The sequence below is a fragment of the Akkermansiaceae bacterium genome, assembly GCA_024233115.1.
Taxonomy (GTDB): Bacteria; Verrucomicrobiota; Verrucomicrobiia; order Verrucomicrobiales; family Akkermansiaceae; genus Oceaniferula.
In genome coordinates this window covers 814,498-833,924 of the sequence record JACKQB010000002.1, presented here as the reverse complement: position 1 = coordinate 833,924, position 19,427 = coordinate 814,498, and the positions used below count along the sequence as shown (strand labels likewise).

Below are 19,427 nucleotides of genomic sequence, written 5' to 3'. Positions count from 1 at the left end.
ATGGGGTTAGGTGTTTTTGGATTTGCTCATCAAGGCGATGGCGATGATGACGGCGACTCCGATGATGGCGTAGGAATGAACCTTCATTCCCTCGCCAATCGGCTTGTAGTCCGGTGCATGCACGATGACCGGAGGTGGCGACGGTGGCTTTTTCTTGCCTCCGCAACTGACAACAGTCAGAGACAGGAGTCCGATGCCAAGCAGGAGGATGAGACGCTTCATGCGGCATCTCCCTTCCACTTGGCGCATTCATTCCTGAACTGGCACCACGAGCAGTGCATCCCGGGCTGGGGATGGAAACGCCCTTCGGCAATGCCCTGCACCGCTGTTTCCAGCATCATGACTGCACGCCGCTTACGATGTTCGTCGGCGGGCGCAATCGCCACGGGAATGACCTGGGGTGCCCTGGTCTTCACCAGGAACAACAGCTCCAGGGCCGGGGGTGTCTGTCCCGTGGCCTTTTCGATCATCATCTGGTAGGAGACGAGCTGGAGTTCGTGGTCGAACGCTGCGGTTTCCGGATCGGGTTTGCTGGCGCTGGTCTTGAAATCGACGGGCGTCAGATCCCGCCGCACAAGGTCGATGGCACCCGTGAGCGGCACCGAGAGTCCGTCGATGTCCTCGCGGAGGAAGACCTCGACGGCCCTCGGCGACTCCTTCAACGCGGCGGGCGAGTCGAGGTAGGCGGCAACCACCCTCAGCCCGTCCTCGCGTGCTTTCTCCCGGGCCTTGGGTGTTTTCCACGACACCGGCCCCTCTTCCTTTTCCAGGGCCGTGAAGGCTCCGTCAAAGGCCGTGGCGGCGGATTCCGGGGACGTGTCGCCACCACGCCAGACGGCGAGGTGGTGATGCTGGAGGGCCGCATGCACGGCCTTGCCCAGGTGCAGGGAGGGGCTTGTCTCGCTCGGGATGGCCATCACCCGGCCAAAGAAAAACCTCAGCGAGCAGCCGAGGTAGTCTTTGGCGGAGGTGGGGCTGATGTGTTCGGGCGGCGTGCCCGGCTTCACCACCGGTGGTGATTCGGCGAGGGCGATCATGACCTCCCCTTTCCGTAGGCGTTGCGCCGGGGTGCCCTGCTGTTTTTCCTGCCGGTCATCTCGAAGAGCTCCTCGATCAGACCGCTGGCCTGGATCTTGTCGAGCGACTTGACCCCGCGCCCGAAGCGTTCGATGGCCAGGTCTTCAATTCCGTTTTTATCGATCCCGTTTTCAGCGATGACCCTGAGGATCAGCTCGCGCTGTTTGTCGCTGCACTGCCACCCGCTGTCGGGGGCGATGGGAAGCACTTTGCCCGGGGGAGGCGGCGCGCCGTTGTTGGGTGTCTCCATGCCGTAGTCGTGGGGCGGGACAAACCCGGTCCGCCGGATCTGCTCGTCCACGTTGGACTGGAGGTTGTCGTAGAGGCGCCCGGCCTCGTGGGCGATGTCGTCGGTGGTGTTGACCTCCGTCTCGACGGAGACGGAGAACTGGTGCGACGAGTAGCCCGGGAGTCCGAGACGCTTGGAGTAATTTGCTATGAGTTTCACAGCCATGGTGTTTGGTTCCTTTCTTGTTGTTGGTTTTGGTTGATGCCCGGACAGCAAAAAGCCCGGCCGTGGTGGCCGGGCTCGTTGTGGTGGCGGGCGGTGTTGGTTTTGGGTCAGCGTGGATGCTGATACTGTTGTGGTTCCCCGCGGAGCCGGTTGGTCCCGTCGCCTTCCAGGGCCTGGCGCAGGATCTCATCCACGAGCTTGGTCATGGGGAGTTTCCTGCGTCTGGCCTCGTGGTAGAGAAGGCCCACGAGATCACGCCGGATCACCGGGGAATAGTGGTGTGGTCGTGGCATATCAATTATTTATGACACCAGGACGGCGGGAATTGCGCCCGTGGGTATGACAGACGGAGGTTATTAATCCTTTTCAATGACCCTACGCCGCCCAACTTGGAGAAGCAGGGCGCTTGCGCGATCCTTCGGATGGGTTCAGTCGCTCGTGCCCGGACTGCATGCTCCGCTGCGCTGCGCATTTGCCGGGCACTCGACTCCTTCACCCCCCTGCAACTCCAAGTTGTGGCACGCAAGCGGCGGCGGAGGGGCTGGCGCCCCCCGCCGATTCAACCTTACAGAGCTGGCTCCTCCAACGGGACCGCAGGCCCGCTGGGAGAGGTGCTTGGCCACCTCCGGGCTTCGCCCTTCGGTGATCAAGCACCTCGGTAGTACGCCCGCTGATGCCCATTATCGCGTTGATCACCCAGGTAGGGCTGACTACTGGCAGAGTTGATCTAGCAGAGGCTGTTGTCGTATAGGCTGGAACAATACTAGCACACGGCATCCTTACTCAGCTTAAAAGGCTTATTTAATCAGTATTCATAACCAGTATTCATCATCAGTAACCATCGGGGTAAACCGAGCGGGTATTTGCTGATTCGAATAGACAGCAAATACCTCGTCAGCATTCTTATAGATTTCCTCGATTCCATAGTGCTCGACGTAGAAACGGCATCCCTCCAAACCGGATACGTCGATGATTGGAGGATTCTCATAGGCTTCGTCTGAGAGTATGGTGTCAGCATCTAACTCACTCGTCTGCGCCATGAACTCCAACATCTTTTTTTCGATGCCTCTGGATGTATCCTTCGACTTACCACCATATTTCTCCAGTGCAGCTCTTATTTCAGAAGTTGGAATACTATGATTTTTGGCTACCGCAGCCCAGGCAGTTGCTTGCCCAGTAGTATAGCTAGATCCTTTCTCGGCCTTGACGTGGTAGACGCCCTTTATGCCTTTGAAGTAGGTGCGGTGGATGGCTCGCAGATCTTCCCATGTGAATCCGGTCATGCGTTGATGGGATGCAAATTTCGCAAGCCGGATGGTCTCGCGGTGAACCGGGAATCCATTAGGTATTTTTCCTTCGGGGAAGATGACTTCAAGTCGTGTAATTTCATCCGAGCTAGAGGTGATACTATGCTTCTTCTTGCTGAAACGTTTTTCCACTTTTTTCACCTTATCGTATGCCTTCAGCTCAAGATTGGTTCCATTCAAGTGTGTGCTATTTGGGTATGGAAGAGCAGAGTTTCTGATATAAGGCGACTTCATATATTTCATTTGATCCAGAATTACATACCCCGGGTCGTGCACATCCAAGGCGATTTCAACTTTCCGCCAGTAGCTATGCTCATTGTACCTTAACCCCGGGATAAGTTCGCTGGCCTGCTCTGGTTTTACCAGGAGGTGTGACATCGCATGTCTGGCTATGAGAATCGCCGCACAGAGGTTCTTGTCGTTGTTAATCGATATGCCGTTTTGTCCGTGAAGTATCTTGCGAAGATTGATTTCGATCTTGTTCACATACTGCTCGCTTTGATCGGGGGTTTCACTTGGCCTGGACCGTGTGTGCACGACCAGAGCCCGGTCAGCAAAGACCTCGAAATTACTATGATAACGCAGCCCCTCTTCGCCTGGGGCATGTTTAGGGGTAAAATCTCTTCCTCGCCTTTGGCATTGTAGCCAATCGTCGAGTAGGCAATCATTTTGAGTGAGTAACTCTGGCTTGATCCGAACTCGGTCTCCGATATTGAATATTGTACATTGGTCAAGCATGAGTCTATTTGTGCGGGTTATTTTGACTACTAACTGTATCTGTGTTCTTGGACACTGTTGGCGAATACTCATGGAACTCCTGCGGGAACTCCCGGACACGCAAATCAGCGGGCCATTCGGCCGAGTCGCCGCCGTGGCCGTCGACCAATGTGATGGGGAATCCATCCTCAACAACGTTGGCACCGGCCTGTTTCATGAAAAAGGCAACTCCAGCTTCACGGCATTGTTCTTGAATGGATCGTGCCCATGCCAGATCAAACTCACGCGCGTATTTGCCGCTTTCGCCTCCGGTAATGACCCAGTTGATACCCTTGAGATCGAGTTCTACGCCCTCGGCCAGAGGTTCGACACTGAGGCCTCGTATCGCTGCAGGCACCTGCCGAATCTCATCAATACGAGATCGTGTAGCCTGGTTTGTTACGCTGGTTATAGCGACCAAATTGGGCGGCCATGACAGTCCGTGGACGTCATTTAACCACGCTGCGAACTCAGCCATACGCTTAGGGCGCTTGGTAAGCCACAGCCAAATGTGGCGTTGCCCTTTGGCGCTGCTGACGTTGTCGATGATTTCTGTTTTGAGAAATTCAAAATCAATCGAGTCACTGAGCGCATCACCCATGTCGGATGCGAAAATGAGACGCGGGAGATAAGCAAGCCAGGGGGACCCTTCAGTCTCCATCGCCGTAGGTGGTCCCCAATTCGCAGCAACAGCCATGCGATTGCGGAATTTTTCAGGGATGTCGAAGACCGCAGCATAACCTTTGGTGGAAGCTTCGGTCCAGTCTGCAGGCTTGGCTCCACGCACTATGTGCTGACTACCGGCATAACACTTGAAGAGTTTTTCAAACCACTCTTTCCAGTCTTCCAGGGGAATGTGCGGGAACTGGCTTTGTAGGTTTTCGATAATGCGCTCCCGGGCATGCCATGCGGCCGTGGGATGAGGTGTGCCTTCAAACTCTTTCTCGACTGCTTCGCGAACGACCTGGCGCTGTTCTTTGATTTTGCTCAGAATCAGGATTATCAGAACCATGATAAGTTGTTTGATCGTGGGCCACAGCTCACATCCGTCACAGCCCATGACTGGGGTGATCGTGCTGTGGCACCATTGTATTTTTGAAGATTCCATGATTTAAATAGAGTTTAGGATTATTGTTGTTGTGATGGTTTCTCTGATTCCGAAATCATTTTGGACACGATTTCCAATGCGGCTTGGGCAGTCTTCGTCGCGACTTCAGGACGTGTCATACCAGCGCACCGGTTGATACTCGCCGCGATTTCGGCAACGAAGCGTTGTTGGCGTGCGAGCGTTTTTGTCTCGCGAGGCGTTTCATCCTTCGAGGTCAGTTTGCTCAAGGACGTCTCAAGGCAGTCCTTGGAAATGAGTCCCTCCTTCCATCTGATTTTTTTGAAAGAAATCTTGCTTTCATCCGCGAGGGAAAAAAACTCGTGAGGCTGAGGTGCTGCTCGACGCTTCACGGGCACTTTAGGCGAGGGTCTCTCACTTTTCGTAGTGGCAGACTCCTCCTGCTCAGTGAAGAAATCGAGAGCTTCGCGCATTCCCATTTCGGAAACGCTTTCCGATTTGAGGAACTCCCCGCTGGTTTCCCAATGCGAGAGTTGTGTCCAAACTCGCATGTAATTGCTCGCAGATCGGGGATGAATGCCCAATTCCTTCTGGACATAAGATTCCCACTGGGCATGCGGAGTATCCTCCTTGAGCCTACACAGAATCCTGCCCGCTTCACTGGCGAGAAGAAGTGTTTTTTTTGCCAGCTTGTTGAGTTCGCTGTGCAGTTCTTTGACACGCACGACGTCCTCGCTGAGTTCAGGGTTGGAGTGAGAAAGTGCGTTGTTATTCTCGGCGTCAGGGCTGGGGTGATCTCCAGCCCTCGTATCCAGGTAGTTTGTATTGATGATGATTTTGTTCATAGTTGCCATGAGCAACCAAGAGCGCGCGCGAGGCGGCGAGTCGATGAATGACTGATGAACGAATGATGCCGTGGACAGCCAATTCAAAAACATACCGCTCACGACCTGATCTTGATCAGCTCGACTGGTATTTGTTCGGTTGGCCTCGCGCCGAGCTTCATCGCCCGGTTCGCCTTGGCCAATACCGTATCCACTCGTGGAGCTGAATCGCTCCTGTCATCGTCATGGAGCCTTCTTGCTCCCACCTTGATGCTCCCACCTTCAGATCACAATTGATCTCTGTCTTCTCGGACCCCGCTTCGGAGTCTGTCTACGACCCTCTTATAGATCATGCTTGGAAAGTTTGCAACCGGGTTTGTGAAAAAAAGGAGGGATTTTATTTAGGGCTGAGTTTCCCCGGCAGGCAAGGCTCGGTGCGTATGCCACACGGGGCATGGGGGCGGTATATGTTGACGGCTTGTAATCCAACAGGCCAATTCACTTCAACCAATGTCCCCGTGGGGGGAGTTCGATGCCCAGTTTCACACAGCGTTTCTTGATGGCAGTGTTGGACACTCCCAAGTCGGCGGCAACGTGAATCATGGGTTTTTCCCAGACAAGTTTCTTGAGTTTGGCCTTCGACGGCCATTCGACGGTTGTTTGGGAAGGTAGCTCGACGTCTTCCTTTTTCGAGAGGATGACCCGGGGCGTTAGCTGCCAGTAGGAGGCCACTTTCTTGCTGCTCGGAGGCGAGTCCCGGTAGTGGCGGTCCATCATTTCAGTCGACGTGCCGTTGTTGAACGCCGTGAGAGCCTCGTTTTTGTCTCGCTCGGCCTGGAAGGTGATGGAGGTGTGGCGGAGGACATCCTGTTTCCAAGCCCTGGCCTTGGTGGCAGCCTTGAGCCTTTTGAGTTTGCTGTTCCATCCGGCGGGGAGCCCCTTGAAAGGGTATGCTCCGAGCCATTCCTGAAGGTTGGGAGGAATGGGGGTCACCCGGCTTATCTTACGGCGGAGTTTGCCACCGGTGACCTTGATCCTTTTCCGGGAGACATCCCCGGGGGTGAGGTCGGCAATCTCACTGGGACGCAGTCCTGCAAACAGGGCAATGGCGACGGGGGCGACCGCGGCTCCGTCCTGATAGTGGATGGCGGCGTATAGCAGTCGCCGAACCTCTTCCAGGGTCAGTGTGGAAATGGACCGTTTGTCGGGAGTGACGGGATCAAGCCGGCTACACGGGTTTTCCAAGGTGTAATGATGCCGGACACACCAGCCGAAGAAACTTGAGATGAAACGTTGGTGGGATTTCCTGCTGTTCAGGTTTTTGTGTTTGCCGAGCATGCGCTCGATGTCTGAAACAGTGAACTTGTGAACCTCCTTGTTGGGGTCTTCCATGAGGAGGTGCTTGAAGCTGTTTGAGTAATTGAGACGGGTGGAATCCGCGATGTCCGCCTTGGCCTTGAGGAACAATTGTGTCGCATTGAAAATGGAAATGGTCTCCACCTCGGGGCGGTAGTGTGCTTCGGCGAAGGCGAACATCTGGTCGAGTGTGGTCTCCTTCTCCCGGGAGCGCTCTTCGAGATTGAGATAATGGGAGACGACGGAGGAAAGGTTGCGAACCCCCAATTTTTGAAAGGCGGTTTCAGCTTGTGCAAGCTGGGCGGTGTTAAGCGATGTGCGCCTGGCCTTCCGTGCTTCTGTCTGCCCCTCGTCCTCAAGCTCGAGGTCGGATATTTTTTGATGAGCCTCTGCCTTCGTGCTGTAATTGTTCCGAATCCGGGTTCCGTTTCGTGTCGTTCCGGTCACTCTCCATGACATCGTCCCCGATTTGTTTTTATGCGGCAGAAGCTTGTATCTAACAATTTTCTTGGGTCTGGACATGTGCAAAATTGGCAACTATTTTGGCAACTGTCTAGGTTATTTTAATTAAACAAAATTTAAATCGTTTAAAATGAGCGACTTGACTGATGACGAAATCATACTCGTAATGAATAGGTCGCCGGTTCAATTCCGGCCAGCGGCTCCATATTGAAGAGGCCCCACAAAACGGTGCCGAAGGATTGTTGATGAATTCGCTGGTCTGACTCGGGCAAATAACCCGAAATAAGACCAATGAAACGAAAAGGAAGGCACCAGACCGCCGAATTCAAAGCCCGTGTTGCCACGGGAGCCACCGGGGAATATAAGAGCATCCAGCAGATCGCGCAAGAATGTGGACGATAAACAACTCCGTCACCAGGAAAAGAGAAGCGGCCACCTTGAGCGCGAGATCGGACAACTCTGGTGGCCTTTGGCGTTGGCGCTTTGCGCTGGGTTACTCGGATTCCGGCAGGCGATCCGGGACCGCGTGGACGGCGATGCGGTGGCTGTCGGGTTTTTCATAGATGAAGACGAATGACCGGAAGCGTTTGTCAGAAGGCCAGCGCTCGCTGCGGACGAGCTTCCAGGATGTATCGGTTTTCTGTGAAATCAGCACGGGTACCATCGCTTTGTCTCCATTGCCGCGGAATGTGGCGTTACGGGAGGATTTAAGAATGACGGGATTGGAGTTGCCATATTTAATGGCGAGGTCACCTCGGGTGGCATTGACAATCAATCGAGATCCACCACTGAGTTTATCCACTGGGGCATGGACTTTGAGGACACGGTAGTCGTCCTTTGACGGAACAAATATCAGCAACAGGTTTTTGCGCATGTCCGGCGGGATGGACACCGATATTGAGGGTGTTTTTTTATCGGAGGCGGGGCTAAAGAAGTCGAGGAATTTGCCATCGCGGAGCGTTGCCTTGAGGGGCTTGGTGATATTGTGCATGGGCACTGCAATGTGGGTGCCGTCCGCGATTTGATATTCGGGGGCGGCACGGTCGGCGGGGTCAAAGCGGGTCACGCGGAAGCTGACGCTCGACTCTTGCTTGGCGTGCATGTGATGCGAGGCAAACAGGACGCCCAGCAGCAGGATAAGTAGTGATTTCATAGGGCCGGAAGCTTAAATTTCATCATGCGAGAGCCAGCGGAAGGAGCGGATCCGGAAACGCCGTCCGAATCGCTGGTTCGAGACGGCGGTGAGGTCGGCGCTGGAGACTTCTGGAGCGTCTTGTGTATCCAGATACTCGGGGTAGCGTTGCACAACGGCCTCGTAGTAGGCGCGAGCGAGGACCTTATTTCCATCGGCTGAGACGGAGTCGCCGTATCCGCGGACAATGAATGTGTCCGAGCGCGCGGTGATAACCGGGGCGATCGGTTGGAGGATGTCTGCTTGTGTGACGTAGGCGGGAGCTCCTTGATAGCGCGAGCCGGTTGCGGCGGCGGGGAACTTGTAGTTGGCCGGCGCGATGTCCGCGGCGGTGATGACATCGTTTCGGTAGTCTTTGTTGATATCGACTGACGGGTCCTCCAAGGCGGCCTGCAGGGCTCCGTACAGACTGGTTTCGTCACCAGCGCTTCCGAGGCGGCGGTTGATGAACTCGCCGAGGGAGCGGAAGGGGCCGCGTTTTTTGACTTGCGCGACGATCGCCTTGGCAAGTTGCTCGACCTCGTCATCGGTCAGCTCACGGTAACTGCGCCAGCGGAGATCTGTGCCACCAGCCGAAGAGTGTTCTCCGTTTGGCAAGGTGTAGCGGCTAACGATAAATTCCCCGGCGGGTTGGGGGGTGGGCCCCTTGTTCTGGATGGGGTCCAAGACCACGGGCTGTTTTAAGTGCGCTGAGGCGATGAGGTTTGCCCATGCGGACTCCGAGGTGGAGTTGATGTTGAAGCCACCGGAAACGAGGAGGTGGGCCGCGAGCTTTTCGTAGCCGCCGGGTGTTGGCGTGTCGCCTTGCGAAACGAGGCTGTCAACGAGCTCGGTCCCGGTTTTCCCGCCCAGGTAAGGGAGGTAACGGGTATTGGGGAGGGATTGGAAGTCGTTTCCTGAGAAGAAGGAGGTTGCCACCTGGTGGAGGGTTCGGGGTTTTCCAAACTTCTGATAGAAACTTCCGTTTTGGGGTGCCAGGGAAGAAAAAAAGTAGTCGTCCCACAGCAGGTGGTTTGCCGCGTAACTGCGGTCGATATGCGAAGTGCCGGACACAAAGCTGGTATTGGACAGCCTGGTTCCATCAAGGCGGCCTCCTTCCTGGTTGAGATATCCATTGGTATGGAAGGGCTCGGCACTGGTCTTGATTTTGTTAGACTCGATGGAGGGCGACGCGAAGGAATTACCAATCGCATTGTTTTGGGCACCGTGCCCGCTCCAGTTCAAGGCATCGATGGGGTGTTGCGGCAGGTTCTGTAGTTGGGCTAGCGAGGTCAGGGGAACGAGGGGGATCTCTCTGCCGGTGATGTAGGTTTGGCCGTCGGGCTGATAGCTGGAGCCAAAGTAACCGTGGCTGTCGTCGCCGGGGACACGTTGCACATAGTCGCCGGCTTGCTCGTAGGAGTTCACCTGTTTGAAGGTCACCGAATAGGGATGGGTGTAGTAAGAGTTGTCACTGTGGCCGCTGTATCTGGTGGAGGTTGCAGCACCATAGGAGTGCGCTGGTATGGTGTGTAGCCATGTTTTGTTAGGGAGCTTCTCGTCTTTGAGGGATTTGAGCCGGGCATCAATCACGCAGAACGGTCGCGGGGCGTTGAGCAGGTTACCAAAGGTGTCCTGGGCGGGGTTGTTGGTGGTGTATACCAACCCAACCAACCGTGAAATATGAAGTATGGGTTACCAAAGGTGTCCTGGGCGGGGTTGTTGGTGGAGAACTCGTCGGGGCGCGGGCTACCTTTTTCATGTCGCCAACCGACTGCGCTGGACCATAGGAAGGTCGGCCAGTTGCCATCCCCTGTGTAGAGATCCTGCCCGCGGAACGAGAAGGTTGTCTGTTTGAATTGGAAGTCGCCGTCACCATCATCGAAGTTGTTAGCCTGCGACAGGATGTTGATTTTATCCGAGGAGCTGCCGGAGACAAAGATGGGTGGGTCCCAGACGCCTCTGTAGCCCTCGCCCCAGACGGAACCCGGTTTCGACGGACTGTAGTCGTGGGCAATCGGCTTCATCTCATGGAAATAGTGTGCTTGGTAACCGCCTGATTCCGGTCCCCAGTTGACCGGGGAGAATGACTGGCTTTCGCCGGGTTTGAAGGTGACGTCCCGCACGGCAAGCACCGTTCCGGAGCCTCTGCTGTTGTTATACCCTTCGCTCCACCCATAGTTCTGCCGGTTGATGCCATTGACCTGAATCAAGTGCTTGAGCGGGAGGGTGTTGAGCAGGATGTGGTAGCCGCTCACCCGGAGGTCGACGTTGTAGGGGTTCCACAGGGTGAGGACCGGGTACATATAGAAGCGGAGGAGGTACTTTCCAGGATTGTAGGGGTCCTTGATGGAGCCGAAGGCGAGGAAGACCTGCACCCGGATGGGGACGACGGCCAGCCGGGTGACGCCGCTGTTCCACTTCGGGTTATTCAGCGCGTTTACGGCTGCGTTGGCGCGCAGGCTCTCGAGCTGGGGACGCTTGCTGGCGCCAACGTATGTCACCATCCGATCTGAGTGGTAGTGATGATGGAGGTGTTTCCAACTGAGGACATCGTATTCGGATGGTGGGCTTAGTGCGATTTCCTTATTGGGGCCGAGCGGAGCTTTGGGGCCTCCGGACTGTGGCCAGTCAGCGAGCCAGTTGATGTCCTTGCGCTCCAGGTAGAGGTTGAGATCCTTGCGTAGAGCCCCCTTGGTGACGCTGCAGAGAACGCTCTGTGCCTGCGTAGTCAGGTCATGGAAATAGGGACGAACGGTAGCCTTCGGGGATAATCCGTCAGCGATGAGGTCGGATTGCCCGAAGGTGATGGCTTTATCGTTGTTGAGTGTATTCGTCGGCCAAGCGGAGAATTCCCCTAGGGCCTGGATGCCGTGTGGGCCTGGGTGGGCAAAACCAGCAAGGTGGTCCGCCGTGTCCCTGTTTCCATTGCGTTCATTGGGGTCTTTGGGGTTGATCAGTGATTTGCTGTTCTCATCTCCAACCCACCACGCGTAATTTCCGCCCTTGACCGGGATTTTTCCAGCCTGCACGAAAAGTGAGGGGTTCTCTCCCCCTACCGTATGGCTGCCAACCAGCCTGACCGGGTCCTGGAGCTGGCCCGCGCTGCCAAAAGAGAGAGTCTCCAGAGCCGTGCTGTCGGCATTTGAGACCAGCCATCGTTTGAAAGGCTTCTGTAGATCGTAGTCAGGTGTTTGATTGAGGGATTCTGTGCGCGCATCCCAGACACCTGTTAGCCAGGGCTGTGTGGCCTGGTAAGTATCAGAAACCGTGATCCCGGATAGGGCATTGATACGTTGATCCGGCCCCAGGTTTTTCTGCAGCTCTCCGAGCGCCATCAACAGGCTGACGCGGGCATTGGCCTTGGCCTCGACCATGTGCTTGTCCTCGCCGCTGTGTCTCTGTGTGATCGAAGCCAGTGAAAGCATGGCCATTGCACATACAATCAACAGGGCCATGACAGAGACTACTGCGATAAGGGCAAATCCCGAGGGAAGAGTATTCCCTTGGTGGTGGCGGTTAGTGTCTGTTAGGTTGTGGTGCGTTTGCGACTGGGTGTGACAAGGGGTGGAATCGGTTTGATTATTTGTCATGGTTCAGGAACCAACACTAGCGAGCAAGGTCCCCCGGCACAAGGACAAATGATGGAACATTCCAACGGCGATTCGGGTTGGTTTTCCCAGGATCAGGGGGGGTGGTGGAGACCTCATGTATTTGGGAAAAGAAATTGGATAATTATGCTAGTAAGGGAGGGGTTTAGATTGTAAGAACATTAGACAGCACATGAAGATTGACCACGACAGCCCGATTCCCCTCCATTTCCAAGTTGAGCAACTGCTTCGCGACATGTTGAAGGAGGCGCGTTACCGCGAGGGGGAGCTGCTGCCGCCGGAGGCGAAAATGGCCGAGCAGCTGGCGGTGAGTCGCAACACGGTGCGGGCGGCGATCTCCCGGCTGGTTCAGGAGGGGTGCCTTGAAAGGAAGGCGGGGCTGGGGACGCGGCACGTGAAACAGGCGATCAAGAGCAACCTGAGCGGCTGGCCCAGTTTTTCGCGGGAGATGAAGCAGAAGGGCGTCACCGTCGAGGTTTTTTCCCTGAGCTCGGAAATGGTCCGGCCGGATGCCAGTGTGATGGCGCGGCTTCGGCTCAAGGGATCGCCCAGTGAGGAGCACATCGTCAAGATGTCCCGTGTCCGCGGTTATGGAGGCGTTCCCGCCGTTTACTCGCAGTCGTGGTTCCATCCCCGCACGAAGCTGACCGCCAGCGAAAATTTTGCCCGGCCCCTCTACGACCTTATCCACGAGGCGAGCGGTATTTCCGTTGTTTACTCGAAAGAGAACATCTCGGCTGTTGTAGCCGATGATGATCTTGCCGAACTGCTTCATTGCCAGCATGGCGACCCCATTCTCGTGCGTGAAAGGGTGGTGAAAACGGCGGCGAAGCAGGAGGTGGAATACAACATCAACTACTACCGCGCGGATCGTTTCACCTACGGTCTCACCTTGCAAGCATCGTAGCCATGCGTGTCCCTGTGCAGATCATTGCGGTGAAGCCATTGCCAAGCTGTTCGCCGGCCCGCTTGGAAGCCGGCGCCGTTCGCCCGGGGCATGGGAGCCAGTGGTGCCAACGAAGCCGGGGCTGGTGAGGGGCCAAGGCCCCGGGCCTGTGGAAAATACAAAATCATGATGAAATCCAACTACGACAAATGTCCATATATTCCCGTAATCCACGGAGACGGGGAAGTGCCATGCTGCTGGTCGGGCTGGGCCGGGGTTCTTGACGAGGCCGCCGGTTCGTTGACCGGTTTGCGCGGCCGGAAAGTCCTGACCATTGAATGCTACACGGGAGTTGACGAGGAAGAGCTCGCGGACGCCGTGGCCGGTCATCTTCCCTCGGCCACCCTGTTCCGCAGCAAGGATGTCTTTCTGTCTGAGAATGAGGTGGACGCCCTTGTGGCGCCCTTCAATGGCGGGGACGATCCCGTGTTTGGCTTCATGACGAACCTGACGATGGAGAGCTACCTCGATCCCGTCAAGGTGGAGGCGATGCGGGCGTCCATCGCGGATGTCGGCGGCATCGTCGTGCTGATTGGTAGCGGAGCGAGTCTGGTTGATGCCGGTGACGTGCTTGTTTATGCGGACCTGGCGCGATGGGAGGCGCAAATGAGGATGCGGCGGAATGACATTGCCAACCTGGGCACAGCGAACAACACACTCAAGTGGAGCCTGCAGTACAAGCGCGCCTTTTTCAATGACTGGCGTGTTTGCGACGAGCTGAAGATGCGCCTGGTGGGCAAGTGTGATTACGTCCTGGACACGTGCAGGCCGAACGAGCCGAAGATGATCACAGCGGGTGACGAGGCCCGGGCCTATGAGCTGGCCCTCAAGCGGCCGTTCCGCGTGGTTCCCTTCTTTGATCCCGCGCCCTGGGGCGGCCAGTGGATGAAACGGACCTGTGACCTGCCGGACGGTCCGGAGAACTACGGCTGGTGTTTCGATGGAGTGCCGGAGGAAAACAGCATCGTCTTCCGCTTCGGTGAGCATTTTGTGGAGCTGCCGTCGATCAATCTTGTCCTGCGCGAGCCGCAGCGCTTGTTAGGCGAGAAGGTTTACGCGCGCTTCGGTGCCGAGTTTCCGATCCGGTTTGACCTCCTGGACACCATCGGCGGTGGCCACCTGTCGTTCCAGGTGCATCCCTTGACCGAGTATATCAAGGAGCAGTTCGGGATGGGCTACACCCAGGACGAGTCCTACTACATGCTGGATGCCGACGAGGGGGCGACGGTTTACCTCGGACTCAAGGAGGGGATAGAGCCCGATGCCATGCTCGCCGACCTGGAAGCCGCGCAGCGGGGTGAAAAACCCTTCGACGATGAACAATTCGTATGCCGGTGGCCGGCGAAAAAACACGACCATTTCCTGATCCCCGCCGGGACCTGCCACTGCTCAGGTGCTGGAGCGATGGTCCTGGAGATTAGTGCAACGCCCTATATTTTCACCTTCAAGCTGTGGGACTGGGGACGCCTCGGGCTCGACGGCCAGCCGCGCCCGATCAACATCGGACACGGCAAAAAGAACATCCTCTGGGATCGGACGGAAGACATGGTGCGCCGCGAGCTGGTGAATGCGGTGGAGGAGCTGGAGCGCACGCCCGAGTGGCGGGAGGAGCGAACCGGCCTGCACGCAACCGAGTTCATCGAGACGCGGCGCCATTGGTTCACCGGCCCTGTGGAGCACCATACCCATGGAGGCGTCAACATGCTCAACCTGGTGGAGGGGCGGGAGGCCGTCGTGGAGAGCCCGACGGGTGCGTTTGAACCCTTTGTCGTCCACTATGCGGAGACCTTCATCATCCCCGCCGCCGTGGGCCCCTATGTCATACGTCCCCACGGGGAATCCGTGGGTGCGGAATGCGCCACCCTGAAAGCATTTGTCCGTAGTTAAGCATCTAACAAAAACACACCTATGAATCCAACCGACCCGCCCAAGACAAAGATGAGCAAAGTGCTCATGACCAGCGCCATCGCATCATCGATCGGCTCATTTTTATTTGGTTTTGACACCGCCGTGATCTCGGGTGCGAACGCCAGCATCCAGGATGTTTTTTCCCTCGATGAGTCGCAGCTCGGCTACACCGCGGCCTCCGCCCTGGTCGGTGCGCTTGTGGGTGCCGCTTTGATTGGCAAACCCTGCGAGAAGTATGGCCGGATCAAGGTCTTGTTTTTGCTGGCGGCGCTCTATCTCGTCTCGGCACTGGGTTGTGCGTTTAACTGGGATATATGGTCGCTGGTGTCGTTTCGTTTTATCGGCGGGCTTGCCGTGGGCGGTGCCTCCGTGGTGTCGCCGATGTACATCACGGAAATCACCCCGCCCCGGCAGCGGGGGGTGCTGGTGGCGGTCAGCCAGTTGAACATCGTGTTGGGGATTCTTGCGGCCTACGTTTCCAATTACGTGATCATCAGCATCATGGGGTCCGCGACCGACGGGGTGGCGTGGCGATGGATGTTTGGCATGGAGGCTCTGCCCGCCGCGCTTTTCCTGTTCTCCGCATTCATCATTCCGGAAAGCCCCCGTTGGCTGGCGCACAAAAAACGTCATGACGAAGCGAGGAAAACCTTGCTGAAGCTTGGTTACCAGGACCCGGACAAGGAGCTGCGGACCATCGAGGAAAGCTTTGCGTCGAACCAGGGACGCAAGGAGTCGTTGCTGCAGAAGCGCTACATGAAACCCCTGCTTCTGGTCTGTATGCTTGCCGTTTTCAATCAGCTCGACGGCATCAACGTGGTGCTTTACTACGCGCCCAAGATTTTTGAACTGGCGGGATTCTCCACCGAGGATGCCTTTAAACAATCGATGACCCTCGGGTTGGTGAATCTGATTTTCACCCTCGTCGGCATGGCCTTGATCGACCGGATCGGGCGCAAGCTGCTGCTGTTGGTGGGCTCCGTCACCTTTATCGCCTCCCATGCCCTGGCCGCCTGGGTGTTTCTCTCGGGTGACACCAGTTGGCTGGCCGTGCTTGCCGCGGGTGGTGTGGCAGCCTCGCACGCCTACTCGCAGGGGGCTGTGATCTGGGTGTGTATCAACGAGCTGCTGCCCAATGCCGTGCGTGCGGTTGGCTCCGCCACAGCGTGTTTTGTGCTCTGGTTCATGTGTATCCTCGTGAGTACCGCATTCCCGCCGCTGATCGCGATGTTCAACGGCTACGTCTTTGTTTTCTTCGCCGCCATGATGATGCTCCAGTTCATTCTGATCTGGATCTTCCTGCCGGAAACGAAGAGAAAATCCCTGGAGCAAATCGAAGCGGACATGTAGCGGTGGGAGGCTGAGTGGTTTGGGTGCCCTGGAGGGCCAGACCGGACATCTCCTGAAGCTGCTGATGCGCACGGGTCGGTGGCAAATCACCGGCTGAATATTTGACGGAGCCTCCGACCTGTATCTTTCCCCGGGAGAAATTATCGGCTGCACGATTGATGCCGCGTCCGGCAGGGTAACGGCGCAATCCGCCCAGGCCGACATTGGCACGGCGACCAGCCAAACCAGAACGCGGGAAACCCCAGTACGTATCGCATCAACCTGGAAACCGGGATACCCGCGAGCTGTGAGCCTGTCCATTACCACGCCTGTGGTTCACCTGGATGCGGTCTTTTTTACCGATCAATTTACTGTCCAAAGCATCCACCTCCCCCTATAAACCAGGCATCCCACACAATGAACCAAGCATCCCACTTCCTAACGGCCATCGACGCCGGGCTTTTTGAACTCATCAAGGAGAAACGTTACATCTCCGTGGTGGGTAACATCCATGACGCACCCGGCTACGGGCATCAGTTCCTGTCCCAGCCGATCCAGCCGTTTGCAAAAGCCGGCAAGGGAAATGGCGCGCTCTAACAAAATACCAACACCGCAACATCATGCATCTAGGATTCGGATTCTACCGCCACATGCTCAAGCCGGAGTATTATCGCTTCGCGCAACAGTGCGGCTGCACCCACGCCATCGTCCACCTCTGTGACTACGGCCTCTCCCGCAAGGCAAAGGGAGACGACCAGCCCATCGACGAGGAAGAGGGCTGGGGCGTCGCCAATCACCCTGGATTATGGACGCTCGATGAGCTGCTCAAGATCAAGGCGGAGCTCGCGGAGTATGGTCTCGAGTTTTACGCCATTGAAAACTTTGACCCCGCCCAGTGGCACGATGTCCTGCTGGACGGACCGAAGAAGGAGCAGCAGATGGAGCAGCTCAAGGAGCAGATCCGCATCGTCGGTGAGGCGGGAGTCTCTGTGTTTGGCTACAATTTCTCCATCGCCGGCGTGGCGGCGCGTGACAAGGTCAAGACCCGGGGCGGCGCTCCTGCCGTGGGTATGGTGAAAGGCAATACCCTCAAGGACAAACCGATTCCCAACGGCATGGTCTGGAACATGGTTTATGATCCGGATGCCCCCGAGGGCGTGCTGGAGAGCATCAGCCACGGGGAACTCTGGAGCCGACTCGAGTATTTCCTCCGCAACATCCTACCCGTGGCCGAGGAGGCGGGAGTGATCATGGCGGCGCACCCGGATGATCCGCCGCTGGAATCCGTCCGCTGCCAGCCGCGCCTCGTTTACCAACACGCCCTCTATCAGAAACTGCTCGACCTGGTGAAAAGCCCGTCGAACCAGCTCGAGTTCTGCGTCGGCACCCTGGCGGAGATGGAGGACGGCGATTTGTATGCATGCGTGGAGCGCTACGCCAACCAGAACGTCCTGCCCTACGTCCACCTGCGCAACGTCCGCGGCACGGTGCCCGAGTATGTCGAGACCTTCATCGACGACGGCAAGATCGACGTCGGGCTTGTTCTCCGCATCCTTAAGGAAAACGATTTCCAGGGGGTTGTCATCCCGGATCACGCACCGCAAATGGAGTGTTCCGCGCCGTGGCACGCCGGGATGGCGTTTGCCCTCGGCTATATCAAAGCCAAGATGGAGGAGGCATAATGAAAATTGACCTGTCGGATAAAACCATTCTCATCACCGGGGGCCGTGGGGCGATTTCCGAATACGTCGTCAACGCCCTCGCCGCCGGTGGCTCCAAGCTGGTCTCGGGAACAAATCGCCGCCGCTTTCTAAAGTCTGCGTCCGGAGTTGTCGCTGGCTCTCTCACATCCCTTGGTTCGGCTCCCTTTCTTCTTGGGCAGAGCAAGGGGACGAAAAAGTATCGCACGGCTCTGATAGGTACGGGCTGGTGGGGGATGAATATCTTAGGCGAGGCAATACGGGCCAAAAGATCCACCATCGTGGCGATGTGCGATGTCGACCGACGCCATCTGGACCCGGCGGTCGCGCGCGTGGAAAAAGAGACGGGTGACAAGCCGAGCAAGTACAGCGATTTTCGTGAACTTCTTAAAAAGGAAAAACCCGAAATCGTGATCATCGGCACCCCCGACCACTGGCATCCGCTTATCATGATTGCTGCCGTGCAAGCTGGTGCGCATGTCTATGTGGAAAAGCCGATCGGACACACCATCGGGGAAGGGCGTGCGATGGTAAAGGCGGCCCGTGCCACGGGGAAAATGGTCCAGGTAGGCACACATCGCAGGGTCTCGCCTCACAATGTTTCAGGGATGAAGTTTCTCAAGGAGGGTAAGGCTGGAAAGATCGGGAGTGTCCACGCCTTTGTCCACTATGGCGGCAACGGCCCTGAGGCACCCTCCGAAAACATGGCTCCGCCCAAAGCGCTCGACTGGGACCTCTGGTGTGGGCCGGCCCCTATGCGGCATTATTGCGAGAATCCGAAAAGCTGGGGGAATGCAATTCATCCACGTGGTTTCCGCCAGTATCTCGATTATGCCAATGGAACGCTCGGCGACTGGGGAATCCACTGGATGGACCAGATCCTGTGGTGGACGGATGAGAAGCATCCCCGCAAGGTTTACTCGACCGGCGGGCGCGCCATCAAGGGGGTGCCTGTCTATCATGAAACGCACCAGACCAGCGATGCTCCGGACCACCAGATCGCGACCTTCGAGTTTGAATCCTTCACGGCCCACTGGGAGCATAGGAACTTTGCCGGTCACCATGCGCACAAGGGCGAAAACGTAGGTTGTTACTTTCACGGCACCAAGGGCACATTCCACATGGGCTGGCGGGATGGGTGGAAGTTCTACCCTGCTAACAAAAATGAGCCTGTCATCCATGAGAAGCCGACACTCCACGTCCCCGACCACCAGAATATCCGGGAACTTTGGATCGATCTGCTGGAGAGTATTGAGACGCCCGGGCGGAGGCCTGTTTGTGATATCGAAATTGGCCACCTGTCGACCAATGTATGCCTGCTTGGTATGTTGAGTCTCAAGCATGGTAAAAGCGTTGCCTGGGACGGGGAAAAGGAAATGATCATCGGCGACCCCGTTGCCAACAAGCTGCTGACACGCGATTACCGGGGCGACTGGAAGTATCCGGGCAGCTGATTTTCT

Annotated in this window: 17 protein-coding genes; 6 read left to right on the top strand and 11 right to left on the bottom strand. The window is 56.7% G+C overall.

Annotated features, from left to right (window positions below; translation table 11 throughout):
• Nucleotides 1-6: 6 nt before the first annotated feature.
• The 11 genes from H7A51_07745 to H7A51_07695 all read right to left on the bottom strand — a co-directional run bounded on the left by H7A51_07745 (nucleotide 7) and on the right by H7A51_07695 (nucleotide 12,066).
• Nucleotides 7-222 carry a hypothetical protein gene (locus tag H7A51_07745; GenBank protein ID MCP5536117.1) on the bottom strand — a complete coding sequence of 72 codons (216 nt, stop codon included), beginning with the start codon at nucleotides 220-222 and terminating at the stop codon, nucleotides 7-9.
• On the bottom strand, nucleotides 219-1,037 hold the full coding sequence (locus tag H7A51_07740; GenBank protein ID MCP5536116.1) for a PD-(D/E)XK nuclease family protein: 819 nt from the start codon (nucleotides 1,035-1,037) through the stop codon (nucleotides 219-221). Before H7A51_07740 ends, H7A51_07745 begins: the two co-directional genes overlap by 4 nt.
• Nucleotides 1,034-1,525, bottom strand: coding sequence for a hypothetical protein (locus H7A51_07735; GenBank protein ID MCP5536115.1), 492 nt, complete (start codon nucleotides 1,523-1,525; stop codon nucleotides 1,034-1,036). Before H7A51_07735 ends, H7A51_07740 begins: the two co-directional genes overlap by 4 nt.
• Before the next feature lie 113 nt (nucleotides 1,526-1,638).
• The gene (locus H7A51_07730; protein ID MCP5536114.1) at nucleotides 1,639-1,824 is read right to left on the bottom strand and encodes a hypothetical protein; all 186 of its coding nucleotides are present in this window, start codon (nucleotides 1,822-1,824) and stop codon (nucleotides 1,639-1,641) included.
• A gap of 519 nt (nucleotides 1,825-2,343) precedes the next feature.
• Nucleotides 2,344-3,576: a hypothetical protein gene (locus tag H7A51_07725; protein ID MCP5536113.1), complete on the bottom strand. Its 1,233-nt coding sequence runs from the start codon at nucleotides 3,574-3,576 to the stop codon at nucleotides 2,344-2,346.
• Nucleotides 3,577-3,580: 4 nt separating this feature from the next.
• Nucleotides 3,581-4,702 (bottom strand): DUF5131 family protein, encoded by a 1,122-nt coding sequence (locus tag H7A51_07720; GenBank protein ID MCP5536112.1) that lies wholly within the window; start codon nucleotides 4,700-4,702, stop codon nucleotides 3,581-3,583.
• Between the two features lie 20 nt (nucleotides 4,703-4,722).
• Complete coding sequence (locus H7A51_07715; protein ID MCP5536111.1) at nucleotides 4,723-5,505, bottom strand: hypothetical protein; 783 nt, start codon at nucleotides 5,503-5,505, stop codon at nucleotides 4,723-4,725.
• 477 nt (nucleotides 5,506-5,982) lie between these two features.
• Nucleotides 5,983-6,183: a hypothetical protein gene (locus H7A51_07710; GenBank protein ID MCP5536110.1), complete on the bottom strand. Its 201-nt coding sequence runs from the start codon at nucleotides 6,181-6,183 to the stop codon at nucleotides 5,983-5,985.
• A 1,612-nt stretch (nucleotides 6,184-7,795) separates the two neighbouring features.
• Nucleotides 7,796-8,455, bottom strand: a complete 660-nt coding sequence (locus tag H7A51_07705; protein ID MCP5536109.1) for a hypothetical protein — start codon at nucleotides 8,453-8,455, stop codon at nucleotides 7,796-7,798.
• A gap of 12 nt (nucleotides 8,456-8,467) precedes the next feature.
• Nucleotides 8,468-10,138: a hypothetical protein gene (locus H7A51_07700; protein MCP5536108.1), complete on the bottom strand. Its 1,671-nt coding sequence runs from the start codon at nucleotides 10,136-10,138 to the stop codon at nucleotides 8,468-8,470.
• Nucleotides 10,063-12,066, bottom strand: coding sequence for a hypothetical protein (locus tag H7A51_07695; protein MCP5536107.1), 2,004 nt, complete (start codon nucleotides 12,064-12,066; stop codon nucleotides 10,063-10,065). The genes H7A51_07700 and H7A51_07695 overlap by 76 nt, the downstream gene beginning before the upstream one ends.
• Nucleotides 12,067-12,256: 190 nt before the next feature.
• Between H7A51_07695 and H7A51_07690 the strand changes: the two genes are divergently transcribed.
• The 6 genes from H7A51_07690 (at nucleotide 12,257) to H7A51_07665 (ending at nucleotide 19,421) form a co-directional block, all read left to right on the top strand.
• A complete protein-coding gene (locus H7A51_07690) occupies nucleotides 12,257-12,991 on the top strand; it encodes a GntR family transcriptional regulator (GenBank protein MCP5536106.1) in 735 nt (244 codons plus the stop codon).
• A 165-nt stretch (nucleotides 12,992-13,156) separates the two neighbouring features.
• Nucleotides 13,157-14,917 carry a class I mannose-6-phosphate isomerase gene (locus H7A51_07685; protein ID MCP5536105.1) on the top strand — a complete coding sequence of 587 codons (1,761 nt, stop codon included), beginning with the start codon at nucleotides 13,157-13,159 and terminating at the stop codon, nucleotides 14,915-14,917.
• A 21-nt stretch (nucleotides 14,918-14,938) separates the two neighbouring features.
• On the top strand, nucleotides 14,939-16,288 hold the full coding sequence (locus tag H7A51_07680; protein MCP5536104.1) for a sugar porter family MFS transporter: 1,350 nt from the start codon (nucleotides 14,939-14,941) through the stop codon (nucleotides 16,286-16,288).
• 396 nt (nucleotides 16,289-16,684) lie between these two features.
• Entirely contained in the window at nucleotides 16,685-16,864 is a 180-nt protein-coding gene (locus H7A51_07675) for a hypothetical protein (protein MCP5536103.1), read from the top strand.
• A 23-nt stretch (nucleotides 16,865-16,887) separates the two neighbouring features.
• On the top strand, nucleotides 16,888-17,949 hold the full coding sequence (locus H7A51_07670; protein MCP5536102.1) for a mannonate dehydratase: 1,062 nt from the start codon (nucleotides 16,888-16,890) through the stop codon (nucleotides 17,947-17,949).
• Nucleotides 17,949-19,421: a Gfo/Idh/MocA family oxidoreductase gene (locus H7A51_07665; protein ID MCP5536101.1), complete on the top strand. Its 1,473-nt coding sequence runs from the start codon at nucleotides 17,949-17,951 to the stop codon at nucleotides 19,419-19,421. The genes H7A51_07670 and H7A51_07665 overlap by 1 nt, the downstream gene beginning before the upstream one ends.
• Nucleotides 19,422-19,427 lie beyond the last annotated feature (6 nt).

Coding starts and splice junctions, on each gene's coding strand:
- H7A51_07720 (MCP5536112.1), bottom strand. CDS start 4,702: ATGGAATCTTCAAAAATACAATGGTGCCACAGCACGATCACCCCAGTC.
- H7A51_07675 (MCP5536103.1), top strand. CDS start 16,685: ATGAACCAAGCATCCCACTTCCTAACGGCCATCGACGCCGGGCTTTTT.
- H7A51_07670 (MCP5536102.1), top strand. CDS start 16,888: ATGCATCTAGGATTCGGATTCTACCGCCACATGCTCAAGCCGGAGTAT.
- H7A51_07730 (MCP5536114.1), bottom strand. CDS start 1,824: ATGCCACGACCACACCACTATTCCCCGGTGATCCGGCGTGATCTCGTG.
- H7A51_07740 (MCP5536116.1), bottom strand. CDS start 1,037: ATGATCGCCCTCGCCGAATCACCACCGGTGGTGAAGCCGGGCACGCCG.
- H7A51_07725 (MCP5536113.1), bottom strand. CDS start 3,576: ATGCTTGACCAATGTACAATATTCAATATCGGAGACCGAGTTCGGATC.
- H7A51_07665 (MCP5536101.1), top strand. CDS start 17,949: ATGAAAATTGACCTGTCGGATAAAACCATTCTCATCACCGGGGGCCGT.
- H7A51_07680 (MCP5536104.1), top strand. CDS start 14,939: ATGAATCCAACCGACCCGCCCAAGACAAAGATGAGCAAAGTGCTCATG.
- H7A51_07705 (MCP5536109.1), bottom strand. CDS start 8,455: ATGAAATCACTACTTATCCTGCTGCTGGGCGTCCTGTTTGCCTCGCAT.
- H7A51_07695 (MCP5536107.1), bottom strand. CDS start 12,066: ATGACAAATAATCAAACCGATTCCACCCCTTGTCACACCCAGTCGCAA.
- H7A51_07745 (MCP5536117.1), bottom strand. CDS start 222: ATGAAGCGTCTCATCCTCCTGCTTGGCATCGGACTCCTGTCTCTGACT.
- H7A51_07685 (MCP5536105.1), top strand. CDS start 13,157: ATGATGAAATCCAACTACGACAAATGTCCATATATTCCCGTAATCCAC.
- H7A51_07690 (MCP5536106.1), top strand. CDS start 12,257: ATGAAGATTGACCACGACAGCCCGATTCCCCTCCATTTCCAAGTTGAG.
- H7A51_07715 (MCP5536111.1), bottom strand. CDS start 5,505: ATGAACAAAATCATCATCAATACAAACTACCTGGATACGAGGGCTGGA.